This is a genomic window from Acidovorax sp. GW101-3H11 (assembly GCF_001633105.1).
Lineage (GTDB): Bacteria > Pseudomonadota > Gammaproteobacteria > Burkholderiales > Burkholderiaceae_C > Acidovorax.
This window is the reverse complement of sequence record NZ_LUKZ01000002.1, coordinates 168,733-185,301: the sequence shown is the minus strand read 5'-3', so window position 1 is coordinate 185,301 and position 16,569 is coordinate 168,733. Positions and strand designations below refer to the sequence as shown.

Sequence of the window (16,569 nt, the reverse complement as noted above, 5' to 3'; positions counted from 1 at the left end):
TGCAGCTGGAGTGACTGACGAGTTGCCAGGCAGCTGCACGGTTGCCAGTCCGCCGATTCCCTCGTGTTTTGAAATCACTGGAGAATCGGATGTTCAAGGGTACTTACCTTCAAGAGATGCCGCACGCATGGCGCGGCGGTAGAAAGATCAAGCTCGCGGCAGGCGCCGCAGCTATATGGCTGAGCGCCTCGGGCGGTGCCTTTTCCCAGGGCCTGCCACCAGGGCCAGCCGTTGGCGAACGAGCACCTCAGTCTGCTGCAGCGGCCGCAGCTGAGCCTTTGTCGCTGGCCAAGGCCATCGAACTGGCCCTGGAGGGAAATCCGGAGGTGGCTGCGGCAAAGCGCCAATGGGAGGCAACCGAAGGACAGGTTCTTCAAGGACGCTCGCGCCCCAATCCAGAGCTCGCGTACTCGCTGGAAGACACACGCTCCAAAACACGTACGCAAAGCTGGCAACTCAATCTTCCCGTAGAACTGGGTGGAAAGCGTGCGGCACGCACTAAGGCGGCCGAAAAAACGCGCGAGCAAGCACAAGCCCAACTCGCCGAGCTGCAAGCCACCGTGCGGGCCAATGTCGCTGCCGCTTACTTTGATGTTCTGACTGCGCAGGAACGATTGGTACTGGCCAGAGACAGCGCAGCGCTGGCCAAATCCTCAACGGATACCGTCTCAAAGCGTGTAGCCGCTGGCAAAGTATCCCCTGTGGAAGAGTCCAAGGCCCGGGTTGCAGAAGCCGGCGTTCGCGTCGAACTCGCCCAGGCCGCGAGCGAACAACGCAATGCTCTGTCCCGCCTGTTCGCGCTGTTGGGACAGATCGATGCGCCTTACACCGTGCTGGAGGGCAAGGCCGAGAAACTGCCCTCGGTCCCGAGCCTCGCCGATCTCCAGCCCTTGATTTCTTCTGCGCCAGGCGTGGTACTTGCGCGAATCGAGGTGGATCGGCGCAAGGCATTGACCGCCCTGGAGCAAAGCAAGCGCGTGCCCGATGTCACCGTCAGCGTCGGCATGCAGCGCAGCAACGAAACGCAGCGCAACGTCCTTCTTTTCGGGGTCTCTGTGCCTCTTCCCGTCTTCGACCGCAACCAAGGCAACCTCCTGGAGGCGCTGAAACTTGAGGACAAGGCCCGCGATGAGCTGCAAGCAGCCACCGTGCGCCTGCACAGCGAAGTGGCGCAGGCACGAGAGCGCCTTTCCACGATCACCGCAGAGGTTCAGTCACTGCAGCAGGAAGTTCTGCCCGGTGCGAAGTCGGCCTATGACGCCGCCACCATTGGGTTCGAGAACGGTAAGTTCAATTTCCTGGAAGTGCTCGATGCCCAACGCACTTACTTCACAGCCAAATCCCAGTACCTCAAAGCCCTTGGCGAAGCACACCGTGCAGCGGCTGATATCGACCGCCTGCTCGGGGCCAGCATGGTTCCCGGCCTGATCGCAACGCAACACTGAGCATGACCATGAACACGAACTCCAGCAAATCCACCATCAGTAAAAAACACCTGATCGCCATTGCAGTAGTCCTCGCAATAGGGGGCGGCGCGGGAACCTTCATCTTGCAAGGTGGCGGCAAGCCCAAAGCCGCAGCCACCGAGGACGATGGCCACGGTCACGGCGGCCATACCGAGGCCAAGGGACACGGCGACGGCGAGCACCATGGCAAGGGTAGCGAAAAGGGCCACGACGATGACAAGGGGCATGCCGATGGTGAACACCATGAAAAGAGCGAAGCCAAGGGACCACATGGCGGTACCGTGTTCAAGGAAGGCGACTTCAGCTTGGAAGCATTGTTGTCTGAAGACGGTGGCGAGCCTCGACTGCGAATCTGGCTGTCCGACAAAGATAAACCGCTGCCCCTGAATGCTGCAACGGTCACGGCAACTGTGACCCGCCCGACAGATGAAAAGCAGAAACTGACGTTTGCCGCTGAAAAAGACAGTCTTGTCAGCCGAGAGATCGTTGCTGAACCCCATGCTTTCGACATCGAGATCATTGCGCAGACTGCCACAGAGCCTTTCATGTTCGTGATGAGCAAGGAAGAAGGAAAGATCGAACTGACCGATGCCCAGATAAAGGCTGCATCCATCAGCCTGGACGCTGCTGTGAAAGCCAACATCAAGACGGCGTTGCTCCTTCCCGGGGAGATACGCTTGAACGAAGATCGCACGTCTCACGTTGTTCCCCGGCTTGCGGGAGTCGTGGAAAGCGTCAATGCCAGCTTGGGCCAAGTGGTCAAGAAAGGGCAAGTTTTGGCGGTGATCGCGAGCCCGACTGCTTCCGAGCAACGCAGCGAGCTGCAGACGGCCCAAAAGCGCTTATCGCTGGCAAAGACCACCTACGAGCGAGAAAAAAAGCTGTGGGAGCAGAAGGTGTCTGCCGAGCAGGACTACCTGCAGGCCAAGCAGGCCTTGAGCGAAGCAGAGGTCGCAGTAGCCAACGCCAATCAGAAACTGAGCGCGATGGGCCTGTCCGCCTCGTCGGTAGCAGGACTGAACCGTATCGAGTTGCGAGCGCCCTTTGATGGCATTGTCATCGAGAAGCACCTTAGTCTCGGCGAAGCCGTGAAGGAAGATGCTGCGGTTTTCACCATCTCGGACCTTTCCCAGGTGTGGGCTGAGATCAATGTTCCGGCGAAAGATCTGCCATCGGTTCGTGTGGGCGAAAAGGTCACGATCAAGGCCACCGCCTTTGACGCCTCCGCTACAGGCACTGTCGCTTTTGTAGGAGCGCTCATTGGCGAGCAAACCCGCACGGCAAAAGCCCGCGTGGTTCTTGACAACCCCAAGGGCGCTTGGCGCCCCGGCCTGTTTGTCAATGTTGAGGTGGTGTCCGAAGAAACGGCAGCGCCTGTAACCATCTCGGCCGACGCCGTCCAAAACGTCGGGGAAAAGCCGGTGGTCTTCCTCAAGGTTGATGGAGGCTTTATCGCTCAACCCGTGAAGCTGGGCCGAAGCGATGGCAAGCGGGTCGAAGTCCTCTCGGGTCTCAAAGCCGGTATGCCCTACGCCTCGACCGGCAGCTTCGTCGTGAAGTCTGAACTCGGCAAGGGATCTGCCGAACACACGCACTGATCGCGGAGCGCATACATGTTTGAAAAACTCATTCGATTCTCGATCGAGCAGCGATGGTTGGTGCTTCTAGCGGCCCTGGGCATGGCGGCGCTTGGCGTCATCAGCTACCAAAAGCTGCCTATCGATGCGGTCCCTGACATCACGAACGTCCAGGTTCAGATCAACACACAGGCCGCAGGCTACTCGCCTTTGGAGACTGAGCAGCGGGTTACATACCCCATTGAGACGGTCATGGCTGGCCTGCCAAACCTGGAGCAGACCAGGTCGCTTTCGCGGTACGGTCTGTCGCAGGTGACCGTCATTTTTAAAGACGGAACCGACATCTATTTTGCTCGGCAGCTCGTCAACGAGCGTATCCAGGAGGCGCGCGACAAGCTGCCTGCCGGCATCACGCCAGCGCTGGGGCCCATCTCGACCGGGCTGGGCGAAATCTATCTCTGGACTGTCGAAACCAAGGACGGGGCGAAGAAGCCCGATGGCTCACCCTATACCGCAACAGACCTGCGCGAGATTCAGGACTGGATCATCAAGCCACAGCTGCGAAATGTTCCTGGCGTGACCGAGATCAATTCCATTGGCGGCTTTGCCAAGGAATACCAGATCGCGCCCATCCCTGAACGCCTGGCTTCTCTGGGCGTGACACTGCAGGATGTGGTCACTGCGCTGGACCGCAACAACGGCAATGTGGGCGCGGGCTATATCGAAAAGCGTGGCGAGCAGTATCTGATTCGTGCACCTGGTCAGGTGAAGTCGCTGGAAGACATCGGTAACGTGATCCTCAGCAGCGCCAACGGTGTTCCTGTGCGCGTTCGCGACGTGGCAGAAGTTGGCATTGGCCGGGAACTGCGCACAGGTGCTGCAACAGACAACGGACGCGAAGTGGTCCTCGGCACGGTGTTCATGCTGATCGGCGAGAACAGCCGGACTGTCTCGCAGGCGGTGGACAAGAAGATGTTGGAAGTCAACAAGAGCCTCCCAGAGGGGGTGCACGCGGTGACTGTCTACGACCGTACCGTGCTTGTTGACAAAGCCATCAGTACGGTGAAGAAGAACCTGCTGGAAGGCGCGGTTCTGGTGATCGTGATCCTGTTCCTCTTTCTGGGCAACATCCGTGCCGCCATCATCACGGCAATGGTCATCCCCTTGTCGATGCTTTTTACCTTCACGGGTATGGTTCAGTACAAGGTGAGCGCCAACCTGATGAGCCTGGGAGCGTTGGACTTCGGCATCATCATCGACGGAGCGGTGGTGATCGTTGAGAACTGCGTACGGAGACTTGCCCATGCACAAGCGCACCACGGTCGGCCACTGACGCGGGCTGAGCGCTTCCATGAGGTGTTTTTGGCATCCCAGGAGTCAAGGCGTCCATTGCTGTTCGGACAGCTCATCATCATGGTGGTGTACCTGCCCATCTTCGCGCTGACAGGCGTTGAAGGGAAGATGTTCCACCCCATGGCATTCACGGTGGTCGCGGCACTGCTGGGCGCCATGGTTCTGTCGGTGACATTCATCCCCGCAGCGGTGGCCCTGTTCATCGGCAATCGGGTCAGCGAGAAGGAAAACTTCCTGCTGGGCCATGCCAAGCGCTTGTATGGTCCACTGCTCGACCGTGTCATGGCCGCCAAGGCGGTCGTACTGACCGCAGCTGCAGTTGCGGTGATCTTGTGCGGGTTGATCGCCACGCGTATGGGCAGCGAGTTTGTACCCAATCTCAATGAAGGCGACTTTGCGATCCAGGCGCTGCGCATCCCAGGCACCAGCCTTTCCCAGTCAGTCCAAATGCAGCAGCAAATTGAAAGGACCTTGAAAGAGAAATTCCCCGAGATCGAGCGCATCTTCGCCAGAACCGGTACTGCGGAGATTGCCTCGGACCCCATGCCGCCGAACATTTCGGACGGGTACATCATGCTCAAGCCAATGGCCGAATGGCCCGAACCTCGAAAAACCCGCGACGAATTACTCGCGGCGATTCAGGAAGTCATCGGGAAAATCCCGGGCAACAACTATGAGTTCTCCCAGCCCATTCAGCTGCGCTTTAACGAGCTGATCTCCGGGGTGCGCAGTGACGTAGCCGTGAAGATCTTCGGTGACGACATGGATGTCCTGAACAAGTCCGCAGAAGAAGTCTCCGCAATGCTGCAGAAGATTCAGGGCTCCTCTGAGGTGAAGGTTGAGCAGACGACGGGGCTTCCGATGCTCACCGTGAACATCGACCGCCAGAAGGCTGCTCGCTATGGTCTGAACGTTGCCGACATTCAAGACACCGTGGCCACCGCTATCGGTGGACGCGAGGCCGGCACTATGTTCGAGGGCGACCGCAGATTCGACATCCTGGTTCGTCTGCCTGAATCCCTGCGCAACGATCTCGAAGGGATGAAGCGCCTTCCTATCCCGCTGCCGCGTTCTGCCAATGGGACAGAGGCCAAAACGAACTTCATCCCGCTGGGCGAGGTAGCAACATTCGAGCTTGCTCCTGGCCCCAACCAGGTGAGCCGAGAAAACGGCAAGCGCCGCATCGTCGTGAGCACCAACGTGCGCGGGCGCGATGTGGGCTCTTTCGTCGCAGAGGCTGAGAAAGGCCTGGCCCAGATCAAGATTCCTACCGGCTATTGGACGAGCTGGGGCGGAACCTTCGAGAACTTGCAGTCGGCCACGCAGCGCCTGCAGATCGTCGTGCCGGTGTCCCTGCTGCTGGTTTTCGTGCTGCTGTTCGCTATGTTCGGCAACGTCAAGGATGGTCTGCTGGTCTTCACTGGCATCCCATTCGCTTTGACGGGGGGCATCCTGGCGCTTTGGCTTCGCGACATTCCGATGTCTATCTCTGCGGCTGTCGGCTTCATCGCGCTTTCTGGGGTGGCCGTGCTCAATGGTCTGGTGATGATTTCGTACATCCGCAGCTTGAGGGAAGGCGGCGTTGGTCTTGACGAAGCAATCCGTGACGGCGCGCTCACCCGGCTACGGCCGGTTCTGATGACTGCCCTGGTGGCCTCGCTGGGCTTCATTCCAATGGCCATTGCGACAGGCACCGGCGCTGAAGTCCAGCGTCCCCTGGCCACCGTGGTGATCGGCGGAATTCTCTCGTCCACGCTGCTCACGCTTCTCGTGCTGCCGATTCTTTACCGTCTGGCCCACCGGCCCGATGAGGAAGATGAGGACGTGTCCGCTGAGCCCTCGCATCCCCCAGACGTGTCCGCGTCCGCGTAGTTGAAACGGTCCCGCTCGCTGATCGTGGGGCCGTCCCTTTTCTCCACCCCCAAAGGAACTGTCATGAAACTTTCCCAACTCATTCTCGCCCTGTCTGTGTCGATCTCGGGCGCAGCCTTCGCTGCGGACAATCACGGCCACGACCTAAAGCCGATGCACGGTGGTGCTGTCGCAGAAGCCAAGGAGGTCGAGTACGAATTCGTTGCCAGCGCCGACAAGCTGCAGCTCTATATGCGCGACCATGGAAAGCCCGTTGCCGTTGCGGGAATGACCGCCAAGGTCACGCTGCTGGCAGGCAGCGAGAAACAGGATGTCCAGCTCCAAGCCGGTGACGGCAAGCTGGAAGCCACGGGCAGCTTCAAAGTCCCCGCCGGTACCAAAGTCGTCGTCGCCGTCTCGAAGGCTGGCAAGTCGATTGCCTCCGTCCGCTTCACGCTGAAGTAGTACACGAAGGCCGGCTGGGGGGATTGCCTTCGCAACGCTTCCAGAAGTGATCCCACTTTCCGCAGTCCGTTCACGTCAAAGCAGCTGACTACATATCGGCGAGTTCGGACCGCCCATCGGCAACATGCCTGTGCTGGAGGCCAAAAAAGGAGCGATCCATGTCAATGCAGGCTGCACAGGTCGCGCTCTTTGCCAAGCTGTTCTGGATTTGGATCGGCTTGTTGACCTCCGTGTTTGTGTTTTGGAGGCTGCGGCGTATCTGGCTCAAACGCCACCCGCCAATGGCGGTGAGAGTCAAGTACAGCCGACGCTTGGCCAAGAGACTGAGGGATCGACAGGCAATGCGTTTCAAACACCGAAAAACACCGAAATCGCGGCACCGCCATATGCAATCCAAGGAGGCAGACCGTGGGTGACGGTACCGGGGTCGCTGATGAAGCTTCAGGCAATACGCAACAACCTCCACAGCAAAAAAACAGATCCATGACAAAAATACCTGCATATTCAGGCACCCGCCGCCTCTCCGTGATCCTCAGCTCTGTGCTGGCAGCTAGCCTGCTGGCGGGTTGTGCTACCTCTACTGGGGCCGATCCCTCCGCCGAAGCGCCATACTGCTACAAGACCAGTAAGGGCAGAGTAGTCGCGTGCACTCGGGTACCCGCCCCCAGCCTGAATGCCGACGCTCAGGCGAAGCGCTTTACTCCCGATCCGAATGCGCTCACCGTCTACGTCGTACGGCGCAACTGGGGAGATGGCGGGCGGTTTGTGAAGATCAGCGCGGATAACGCAATGGCCGCCGAGACTCTCCCCAACACGATGGTGCGCTTCAAGTTGAAGCCAGGAACGCATACGTTCACCTTGGATTTCGAAGGAGAGCGTCAAGTCGCAACCGTGGATGGTAAAGCTGGTGACCTACGATTTCTTCGGATCGATGGAACGGTTTGGGCATGGAAGAGCACGTTTGTATGGGCGACTGACGGCGAGGATGCAATTCGGGAAAGGGCTTACAAGGCTCGCCTGGTCGCCGACCTGACGGTCAAGTGACCTCGGGGGAGCAGACAAAAAAATACCGGGGGTTCAGTGAACGTGTTGATGGTGCACGTCAGGAGCATGGGGATGGGCGTGGGTCATAGGTTCATGGGTGTGCTTGTGACTGTGGCTGCCCTTTGGCATCACATCGTGCACATGTGAATGGTGCCCATCGTCGTGCCGGTGGGCATGCTCATGCTCAAGCACTTCGTGTGTGTGCTCGTGACCATGGCCTTCCGCCAAGTGCAGTACCACTCCCGTGGTTAAGGAGTACGCATGGCTCACGGATCGCCAGTTCGTGGACGCCGTGGCCGTGGCCATGATCACCCCCGGCCCGGTGGTTATCACGACAGGATTTATCGGCTTCCTCATCAGCGGCTTCTGGGGCGCGGTCGTCGCGGCGTTGGCAACCTTTATGCCCTGCTACTTGCTCACCGTGATTCCCGCGCCGTACTTCGAGAAGCATGGCAAACATCCTGGTGTGCTGGCGTTCGTTGACGAAGTGACTGCTGCTGCCGTGGGCGCCATTGCCGGTGCGGTGGTGGTGTTGGGCCAGCGATCCGTTGTGGATTTACCCACAGCTGCGCTGTTTCTTGCCACCGCTGCCGTCCTGTGGCGGTTCAAGAAGCTGCCCGCGCCTGTGGTGTTGCTTGCCGCTGCCTTGATGGGTCTGGCCGTGTATCCGCTTGTGGCCCACGTCCAACCCTGACCATTTGACGGAGAACCCCATGAACTACCAAATCCGTCCGCTGACGCTGAACCCCGATCAACTCTCTGGCTTTTCGAACCGTCTAATCACCAGCCACCACGAAAACAACTACTCGGGTGCGGTCAAGCGCCTGAATGCCATACGCAACGAACTCGCAGCGTTGGACTGGAGCAATGCTGCAACTTTCACCATCAATGGCCTCAAGCGCGGGGAGTTGATCGCCGCAAATTCAGCATTCCTGCACGAGCAGTATTTCGACAATCTGGGGGGCAACGGTGTATTGCCTTCCTGCGGGTTGTCCATTGCGCTCACGCGTGACTTTGGCTCCGTGGACGCTTGGCGCAGCCAGTTCACTGGGCTGGCCAAGGCCATGGGGGGCGGATCGGGATGGGCCTTGCTGTCCTGGTCCTCCCGCGAGAGCCGCCTCATCAACCACTGGGCGGCCGACCCACACGCACCTCCTGGCCGGCGCAACGCCCGTACTGGCGCTGGACATGTACGAGCATGCGTACCAACTGGACTTCGGGGCCAAGGCGGGCGCCTATGTGGATGCCTACATGGCGAAATCCAGTGGGACAAGGTCTACAAGCGCTAAGGCGCTGCTGTCGAGGCGGATGCGTTGGCATTTGGCATCGACACAGGCTCTGCGCTGGCCGGTGCGGCAGGTGCGTTTGACTTGCGACTTGAGGAGGACTATCTGCAGAGCCCGCAGGTCATTGCCGGAGTGTCCTCGCGCGATCCGTCGCGCGTGTTGGAGTGGAGCCAGGAACTGGACGCCACGAAACCTGTGCGGCTGTATTGCTTGCGCGGCAAGGACATTGGCCGCTCTACGTTCCTGGCGCTGCGGGCACGCGGCATGAACGCGCGCTACCACGTGGGCGGCATCGAGGCCTGGCAAGCCGCTGCCCTGCCTCTGGAAACGCAAGGAGGTGCCGCATGAAATGGGTCACCCGCGAGCGGCCCAAGATCGACCGCATTGCCTGCCCCTGGCTGATTGCCCGGTTCATCGACAAAGAGCCGGAATTCCTCTATAAGCCTACAGCCTCGGTGCTTCAGGTGGCCCAGGACACGGGAGCGATCCCCTACGACGTGCGCGGCGTCGAATTGACCCACGACGGTGACCTGTGCAGCTTTGACGCCTTTCTCAAGAAGTACGAACTCACCGATCCCGCCCTACAGCAACTGACCGTGATCGTGCGGGGCGCAGACACATCCAGGCTGGACCTGGCGCCGCAGTCTGCGGGCCTCTAGGCGCTGTCGCTTGGCCTGTGCAAGACCTTCAGCGATGACCTTGAGATGCTAGGGCATGGCATGGTGATGTACAACGCGCTCCATGCTTGGTGTAAGTCCTGCTAGGCAGAAACCCACAATTGGCCCCCGAGTATGGCCGCATGACGGCGGGTGCTAGGCGGTGGCTCAGCCGCTTTACCAAGGCGTTGTGAGCGCATTTCCTGTGCATGACGCTTGCTCCGTTGGCCTGCGCGGCGCCCCCGGAAACGAAACTGACCACCGCGCAGATCCGCGCCACGCTGGGCGGGCACCATGTCACCGACGGACGCCATTGGGGGCATGACTATTTCCTGGACGGCCGCCTAGAGCGTTCAGAAAACGGCCGCACACGCGCCGGACGCTGGAGCACGCAGAACAACCAACTCTGCCTGCTGCTGCCCGAGGTCAGCAAGGTCTCGCCCGTCTGCTTTGACGTGGTGCGCGTGGGGGAGGAATTGCAGTATCGCGATGCGGGCAGTGTGGTGTACGCAGGCACGGTCAGAAAGAGTCCGTCTCGTTGAGGCTCCTCGTCAGTCTCTACGGCGTTTGCCCCGCCTTGGCCCCACGCGGGGCCTTCGGCACTATTGGAGGTTGGTCACACTTCCACGCGTTGAAGTAAACCTCATCGCCCACGGCCATGCCGGAGCCCGCGTCAACTCTGGCGAAGTGCCCACGGGTTCGGGTGACTTCCCGCCATCGGATGACTGCAATCTGGTCGGTGGGGCCGAGCTCCATTTGCCGGCAGCGAGAGCCGCTCACCTTCAAGAATTCGTCCGCTTGGATTAATTTGGTAACTTTGCCGACCCTCCAGCCTTCGGACCAAGCGTACCGGTCCTCGTAGACAGGTGTGCTGCAGCCGGAGATCGCAAGGAATGTCAGCGCAGCAGCTGACAAGAGCATTGATTTTTTCATCATGAAATTTCCTTAGCCGCTGTCTCGGTACCGCTCAATGAGTCAATGCCTGTGCTGATGGTGCACATCGGGCGCGTGGGGATGGGCATGAGTCACCGGCTCGTGAAAGTGCACATGGCTATGGCTCCCAGTGGGCATCACGTCATGGGAGTGCGTATGGTGTCCATCGTCGTGACGGTGGGCATGCTCATGCTCCAGCGGGTCATGCGCATGTTCATGCCCGTGACTTTCAGCCAAATGCAGCAGCACCCCCGCAAGCATCAGAAGACCACCGAGCAGCATCAGCCACCCCGCAGACCGTTCACCGAAGCCGAACGCTACAGCCGCACCGATGAAAGGTGCAAAGGCGAACACGGAGCCAGTCCGCGCCGCCCCAAAAGCNAGCAGCACCCCCGCAAGCATCAGAAGACCACCGAGCAGCATCAGCCACCCCGCAGACCGTTCACCGAAGCCGAACGCTACAGCCGCACCGATGAAAGGTGCAAAGGCGAACACGGAGCCAGTCCGCGCCGCCCCAAAAGCCCGCTGCGCTAGAAGGTAGAACCGAAGACTCAAGCCATACCCCGTGGCCCCCACGGCAAAGAGCCCTAGAGCTGCCGTCAGGGTGGGCAAAGGCTCGCCCCACGCCATGGCAAGACATGCTGTCGCAGCGGCTCCCAGCGAGGCCTTTGCCATTACGACCTGGCTGGGATCGCGCTCGGCCAGTCCCCGGGACAGGGTGTTGTCCACGCCCCAGGCCACCGTCGCCAGTAGCACGGCAAGCAGACCGAGCAGCTGCGTGCCGCCCTGCAGGCCCTGGTCCATGACCAAAGCCATGCCACCGGCCAGCAAAAGAAGCATGGCTGCCCACACACGGCGGTCCATGGTCTCGCTATACAACCACCACGCCAGAGTGGCTGTGAACAGCGCTTCCAGCGTGAGCATGAGCGACGCGCTGGCGCCACTCGTGTGTTGCAGACCCCAGGACAGGGCGACAGGACCTAGGGCAGCGCCAAACCCCGCCATGCCGATGAGGCGCCAGGCGTCGGATCTTTGCAACCTTGCCTCGTGGGCAGCGGTCCGCAGGGACAAGGCACCAACGACAGCCGCCCCTGCATACAGCAGCGCAGCCGTCGTGAACGCCCCCAGCCCAGCACCCAGCCGTTGAACCAGCGGGGTGCTGATGCCAAACAAGGCTGCGGCCAGCAAGGCCAGCAGACCGCCTCGCAGTGCAGGCAAGGACAGAGAGCCGCGCGCCATGGGCCTTACTTCACCGTGAATCGTACAGTGACGGTCTTTTTGCTGTTGGTCGTGATCAGCGCAACCACCTTTGTGCCCTTGACCAACTTCACGCCCTTGGCCTCCAGCTTGTTGCCGCCTGCAGATTTCAGGGGCGCCTCTGCCTTTTCAGTGCCGTTCAGCACGGTGACCTTGCCGCCAAACTTGGATGCGTCCGCATCCTCGTCGTGGTCCACGATGTAGATTGCCGCGCCGTCAGCGGTGGCGACCAACTCGAACGACAGGTCGGAGGCGGTTTGCACCACGCCGCCGTGAGCAGGCTCGGCTGCACCATGGGCCATTGCAGCAGGCGCACTTGTCAGGGATGCCATCACGATTGCGGTGGCTGCCAGCAGTTGGGAGAAGTTCTTTTTCATGGTCATTTGGGTTTCCTTCCGTTGAGTTTGTTTCACTGGCGCGCTTCAAAAGGCAGCGCACCAAGGCCTATCAAAAAGTGGGTGAGAATTAAGCTGGAGCCTGGGATCAGAAGGCCTCCTGGCCTATGGGTTCGCTTTCGGCTTGCGCGCTGCTGCCCTCAATCAAGCGCCGGGTGGCACTTTCGCCGAAAAGCCAGAACATCACGGGCGTCAGCAGCGTGTCCAGCAAGGTCGAGCTGACGAGTCCACCAAAAATCACGACCGCCACCGGATGCAGGATTTCTTTACCAGGTGCATCGGCCGCCAGCAGCAGCGGGGTCAGCGCAAAGGCAGCCACCAGCGCCGTCATCAACACCGGGGTCAACCGCTCCAGCGAGCCGCGCACGACCATGGGTTGGCCGAAGACCTCACCCTCGAACTTGCACAGGTTGATGTAGTGGCTGACCTTCAAAATCCCGTTGCGTGTGGCAATGCCCGCCAGCGTGATGAAGCCCACCATGGAGGCCACGGACAGGCTCACCCCCGCCAGCCACATCGCGGCCACGCTGCCGATGAGCGCCAGCGGAATGTTGGCCATGATGATCCCGGCCAACACCGCCGACTTGTAGCGTACATACAAAACGAGAAAGATCATTGCCAAAGACACCAGCGACAAGCCGACGATCAGTTGCATCGCTTGCTCCTGGGCCTGGAACTGGCCTTCCAGACTCAGAAAGGTCCCCGGTGGCAATGGCGTCTTTGCCATCACCGCACGAATGTCTGCAATGACTCGGCCCATGTCGGAGCCGTCCGTGTTGGCATAAACGACGATGCGCCGACGACCGTTTTCTCGGCCAATCTGGTTGGGGCCATCGGTTTCCTGGACCGTGGCGATGGCAGACACCGGTATCTGCCCCGCAGGCGTGTCGATCAGCGTGCGAGCCAGATCCTGAGGACTGCGTTTGTCATCGGGCAGGCGCAGCACCAGTTCATAGCGGCGCAGGCCGTCCACAATCTGCGCACCATGGGCACCATCCGTCAGGGCCTGCAGCACCCGCACCGCCTCGCCAGGAGACAGCCCAACCTGCGCGGCCTTGCGGTGGTCCAGCCGTACCGTGATCTGGGGGATCAGCACCTGCTTTTCCACGGTCAGATCCACCAGCCCTGGAACGCCCGAGAGTCCCTGGCGCATCTGTTCGGCCAGGCCCCGCAAGGTGTCCGTATCGTCGCCGAAGATCTTGAGCGCGATCTGCGCCCGCACCCCTGACAAGAGGTGATCCAGGCGGTGGGAGATAGGCTGGCCAATGGCCACCTGGGCTGGAAGGACGGCCAAACGGGCACGGATGTCTGCCATCACGGCCTCGCGGTCCCGGGCGGACCGCTTCAGGTCCACATCAATCTCGGCCGAATGCACGCCTTCGGCATGTTCATCCAGCTCGGCCCGCCCCGTCCGGCGCCCCACCTGGGTGACCTCGGGGACCTCAGCAATCAGCGTCTCCGCCAACGCGCCCATGCGATTGGCTTCCGCCAGCGCAGTGCCTGGGTTGAACACCATGCCCAGCACCAGCGAACCCTCATTGAAGGCAGGCAGAAAGGCGCGTGGAAAAAACGGGACGCTTGCAGCTGCTGCAGCTACCGCCAGTGCAGCGACAGCCATCAGCACCTTGGCGCGAGAAAACGACCAGCTGAGCACTTGCGCATCCCGCCGCTTGAGCCAGGCTACCAACGTGCTGTCACCGTGGTCCAGCCGTTTCATCCCCGGCAACAGGTAAAGGCACAGCACGGGCGTTACTGTNGCGACAGCCATCAGCACCTTGGCGCGAGAAAACGACCAGCTGAGCACTTGCGCATCCCGCCGCTTGAGCCAGGCTACCAACGTGCTGTCACCGTGGTCCAGCCGTTTCATCCCCGGCAACAGGTAAAGGCACAGCACGGGCGTTACTGTCATCGAGACCAGCATCGAGGCCAGCACTGACACGATGTAGGCGATGCCCAGGGGCGTGAACAGGCGCCCTTCGATGCCCGGCAGCGCAAACAGCGGCACAAACACCAGCACCACGATGGCGGTGGCGTAGACGATGCCCGAGCGGACCTCCACGCTCGCCCGGCGCACGACCTCCAGCATGGACAGAGGATTGCCCTGGGCACGGTTTTGCTTCAGCCTGCGCAGGATGTTCTCCACGTCCACCACCGCATCGTCTACCAGTTCGCCAATGGCAATGGCCAGGCCGCCCAGGGTCATCACGTTGATGGACTGATCCATCAACCGGAACACCATGGCTGTCACGGCCAGCGACAAGGGTATCGCCACGAGCGAGATCAAAGTGGTTCGCGCGGACAACAGGAAGGCGAACAACACGATGGCCACCATGATGGCGCCATCGCGCAGAGCCTCGGTCACGTTGCCGATAGACGCCTCGATGAAGTCCGCCTGGCGAAACAACACCTTCGGAGCAGCCAAACCCACGGGCAGCCCTTGTTTGAGGTCCCCCAACGCCGCTTCGATGGCGTGGGTGAGCTTGACGGTATCGGCCGCAGGCTGCTTTTGCACACTGACGATGACGGCAGGCACGCCGCTGTATCCGGCGTCACCGCGCTTCATGGCGGCAGCGAACCGGACATTGGCCACCTGTTCCAGCAAGATGGCTCGGCCGTCCTTCCAGGCTACGGCCACGCCCTGCAGGTCTTCGACACGGCTGGTGCGGCCAATGTGGCGGATGAGGAATTCACGGCTGTTGAGGTCGATGAAGCCACCTCCCGCATTCCCCGCAAAGCCTCGAAGGGCCTGCTCGATCTGCGTCAATGTCACCCTGAACTGCGCCATGCGCGCGGTATCAGGCTCCACCCGCAACTGACGTACTTCACCGCCGATAGGGATGACCTGAGACACCCCTGGAATCGACAGAAGTCTTGGGCGCAGCACGAAGTCCGCGTACTCACGGGCCTGCATGGGTGTCGCTGCGGCGGCCTTACCATCGCCTGCTGCCAACGGCAGTGCGATGAGCATGACTTCGCCCATGATGGAAGACACCGGTCCCATGACGGGCGTAATGCCTCCGGGGAGTTGCTCCCGCACCAGTGCCAGGCGCTCCGCCACGAGCTGGCGGTTGCGGTAGATGTCCGTCCCCCAATCGAACTCGGCATAGAGGATGGACAGGCCCACGCCGGACGTGGAGCGCACGCGCGTGACCCCCGGCATGCCGTTGAGCGCGGTCTCCAGAGGGAAGGTCACCAGTTGCTCGACTTCTTCGGGTGCCATACCTCCTGCTTCCGTCAAGACGGTGACCAGGGGTTTGTTGAGGTCGGGAAACACATCGACCGGCGTGCGCCATGCGGTGATGGCCCCGTAGACCATCAGCAGCGCCGCGACCGCCAGGACGAACAGGCGGTTGTGAAGGCTGTTCCTTACGATCCAATTGAACATTGCGTGGGCTCCGTTCAGCGGATCTGTGCGATCAGCGGCGCACCTTGCACCACCACGCGGTTGTCAGCGCCCAGGCCCTGCGTGACGACCACCGTGGCGGCGTCCAGGGACCGGTACTGCACCGGCTGGGGAATGTAGCGCTCTGCACCGGACTTGATCCAGACCACCGGCTCGTTGGCACTGTTGCGCACGACGGCCTGCGCAGGCAGGACGAAGCCCTTCACCTGCTCGTTCAGCGAGGCCACGACGGTGACGGGCTGTCCGACCGCCAGCGGCAAGGCTGTGCCCGATTGCTCCGGGACGGCCCTGAAAGTCATCGGGAGGACGCCATCACGCAGGCTGCGCGCTGCGCCGATCAGCTGCAGCTTGACGCCAAGCACCCCCTGCAAGTGGGCTGTACCCGTGCGTGCGGGCAAGCCAGGATCTGCCGTAGTGGCCTCCACCAACACTCGTGCAGGGTCAATCACCTCGAACAACACTTCGCGGGCCTCAACCACCTGGCCTTTGGTTGCGTCGGCTCTGGCAATCACGCCGGAGACGGGAGCCAGCAAGGCCTCTCTGGCAGCCAGGCTCGCTCCAATGCTTTTCTCGCGCGCGGTGAGGCTCTGTAGCTCAGCACGTGCGGCCTCGATCTCCTTGCGCGGCACCGTGCCTTCAAGGGACTGCAGCCGCTGCACCCGCTGTGCGGCCAGTTCCCGGCCACTGCGCAACTCGGCCAGCTGGGCCTGCTGGTTGGCCTGGGCATAAGGCTCGGCGTGATGGGCCACATAGGCCAGCACCTCTCCTTGCCGCACGGTCTGGCCGGCGACCGGCAGACCGCGTGGTCCCGCTTCGATCCGTCCCCCATGGATCGCCTGGACACGACCACTCGCATTGGGGTCCACGACCACACGGCCTGACA

General features: G+C 61.1%; 12 protein-coding genes and 4 pseudogenes. 10 read left to right on the top strand and 6 right to left on the bottom strand.

Features of this window, described 5'->3' with window-relative positions; translation table 11 throughout:
- The first annotated feature begins 68 nt into the window (after positions 1–68).
- The 5 genes from A1D30_RS03025 to A1D30_RS03000 all read left to right on the top strand — a co-directional run bounded on the left by A1D30_RS03025 (position 69) and on the right by A1D30_RS03000 (position 7,756).
- A complete protein-coding gene (locus A1D30_RS03025; RefSeq protein ID WP_233559557.1) occupies positions 69–1,445 on the top strand; it encodes a TolC family protein in 1,377 nt (458 codons plus the stop codon).
- Between the two features lie 2 nt (positions 1,446–1,447).
- Entirely contained in the window at positions 1,448–3,064 is a 1,617-nt protein-coding gene (locus A1D30_RS03020; RefSeq protein WP_082836284.1) for an efflux RND transporter periplasmic adaptor subunit, read from the top strand.
- A 15-nt stretch (positions 3,065–3,079) separates the two neighbouring features.
- The gene (locus A1D30_RS03015) at positions 3,080–6,268 is read left to right on the top strand and encodes a CusA/CzcA family heavy metal efflux RND transporter (RefSeq protein ID WP_063459323.1); all 3,189 of its coding nucleotides are present in this window, start codon (positions 3,080–3,082) and stop codon (positions 6,266–6,268) included.
- Between the two features lie 63 nt (positions 6,269–6,331).
- The gene (locus A1D30_RS03010; protein ID WP_063459322.1) at positions 6,332–6,712 is read left to right on the top strand and encodes a hypothetical protein; all 381 of its coding nucleotides are present in this window, start codon (positions 6,332–6,334) and stop codon (positions 6,710–6,712) included.
- Positions 6,713–7,120: 408 nt separating this feature from the next.
- Entirely contained in the window at positions 7,121–7,756 is a 636-nt protein-coding gene (locus A1D30_RS03000) for a hypothetical protein (RefSeq protein ID WP_233559556.1), read from the top strand.
- Positions 7,757–7,789: 33 nt separating this feature from the next.
- Here the strand turns inward: A1D30_RS03000 and A1D30_RS26335 are convergent.
- Positions 7,790–7,999 (bottom strand): annotated as a pseudogene (locus tag A1D30_RS26335) (EamA/RhaT family transporter); the annotation flags it as partial.
- A 1-nt stretch (position 8,000) separates the two neighbouring features.
- On the opposite strand from A1D30_RS26335, the pseudogene A1D30_RS02995 reads away from it, so the two are divergent.
- The 5 genes and pseudogenes from A1D30_RS02995 to A1D30_RS02980 form a co-directional block, all read left to right on the top strand.
- Positions 8,001–8,450: pseudogene (locus A1D30_RS02995) on the top strand (chromate transporter); the annotation flags it as partial.
- Positions 8,451–8,469: 19 nt separating this feature from the next.
- A complete protein-coding gene (locus tag A1D30_RS26330) occupies positions 8,470–9,045 on the top strand; it encodes a Fe-Mn family superoxide dismutase (protein ID WP_252635817.1) in 576 nt (191 codons plus the stop codon).
- 24 nt (positions 9,046–9,069) lie between these two features.
- On the top strand, positions 9,070–9,390 hold the full coding sequence (locus A1D30_RS26325; protein ID WP_051022504.1) for a rhodanese-like domain-containing protein: 321 nt from the start codon (positions 9,070–9,072) through the stop codon (positions 9,388–9,390).
- Positions 9,387–9,806, top strand: a pseudogene (locus A1D30_RS02985) (chromate resistance protein ChrB domain-containing protein). Before A1D30_RS26325 ends, A1D30_RS02985 begins: the two are co-directional and overlap by 4 nt.
- 101 nt (positions 9,807–9,907) lie before the next feature.
- On the top strand, positions 9,908–10,240 hold the full coding sequence (locus tag A1D30_RS02980) for a hypothetical protein (protein WP_015013008.1): 333 nt from the start codon (positions 9,908–9,910) through the stop codon (positions 10,238–10,240).
- 773 nt (positions 10,241–11,013) lie between these two features.
- On the opposite strand, the gene A1D30_RS02970 is transcribed toward A1D30_RS02980, so the two are convergent.
- The 5 genes and pseudogenes from A1D30_RS02970 to A1D30_RS02955 form a co-directional block, all read right to left on the bottom strand.
- Positions 11,014–11,870: DMT family transporter (locus A1D30_RS02970; protein ID WP_242421764.1), on the bottom strand; the 857-nt coding region annotated here is incomplete at its 3' end.
- Positions 11,871–11,875: 5 nt separating this feature from the next.
- Positions 11,876–12,265, bottom strand: coding sequence for a hypothetical protein (locus tag A1D30_RS02965; RefSeq protein WP_055401683.1), 390 nt, complete (start codon positions 12,263–12,265; stop codon positions 11,876–11,878).
- Between the two features lie 106 nt (positions 12,266–12,371).
- Positions 12,372–14,039, bottom strand: a pseudogene (locus tag A1D30_RS25975) (efflux RND transporter permease subunit); the annotation flags it as partial.
- 1 nt (position 14,040) lies between these two features.
- A partial coding sequence (locus tag A1D30_RS25970; RefSeq protein ID WP_206779301.1) for an efflux RND transporter permease subunit occupies positions 14,041–15,668 on the bottom strand: 1,628 nt, incomplete at its 3' end.
- Between the two features lie 14 nt (positions 15,669–15,682).
- The coding region (locus A1D30_RS02955) for an HlyD family efflux transporter periplasmic adaptor subunit (RefSeq protein ID WP_063459317.1) at positions 15,683–16,569 on the bottom strand (887 nt) is incomplete at its 5' end.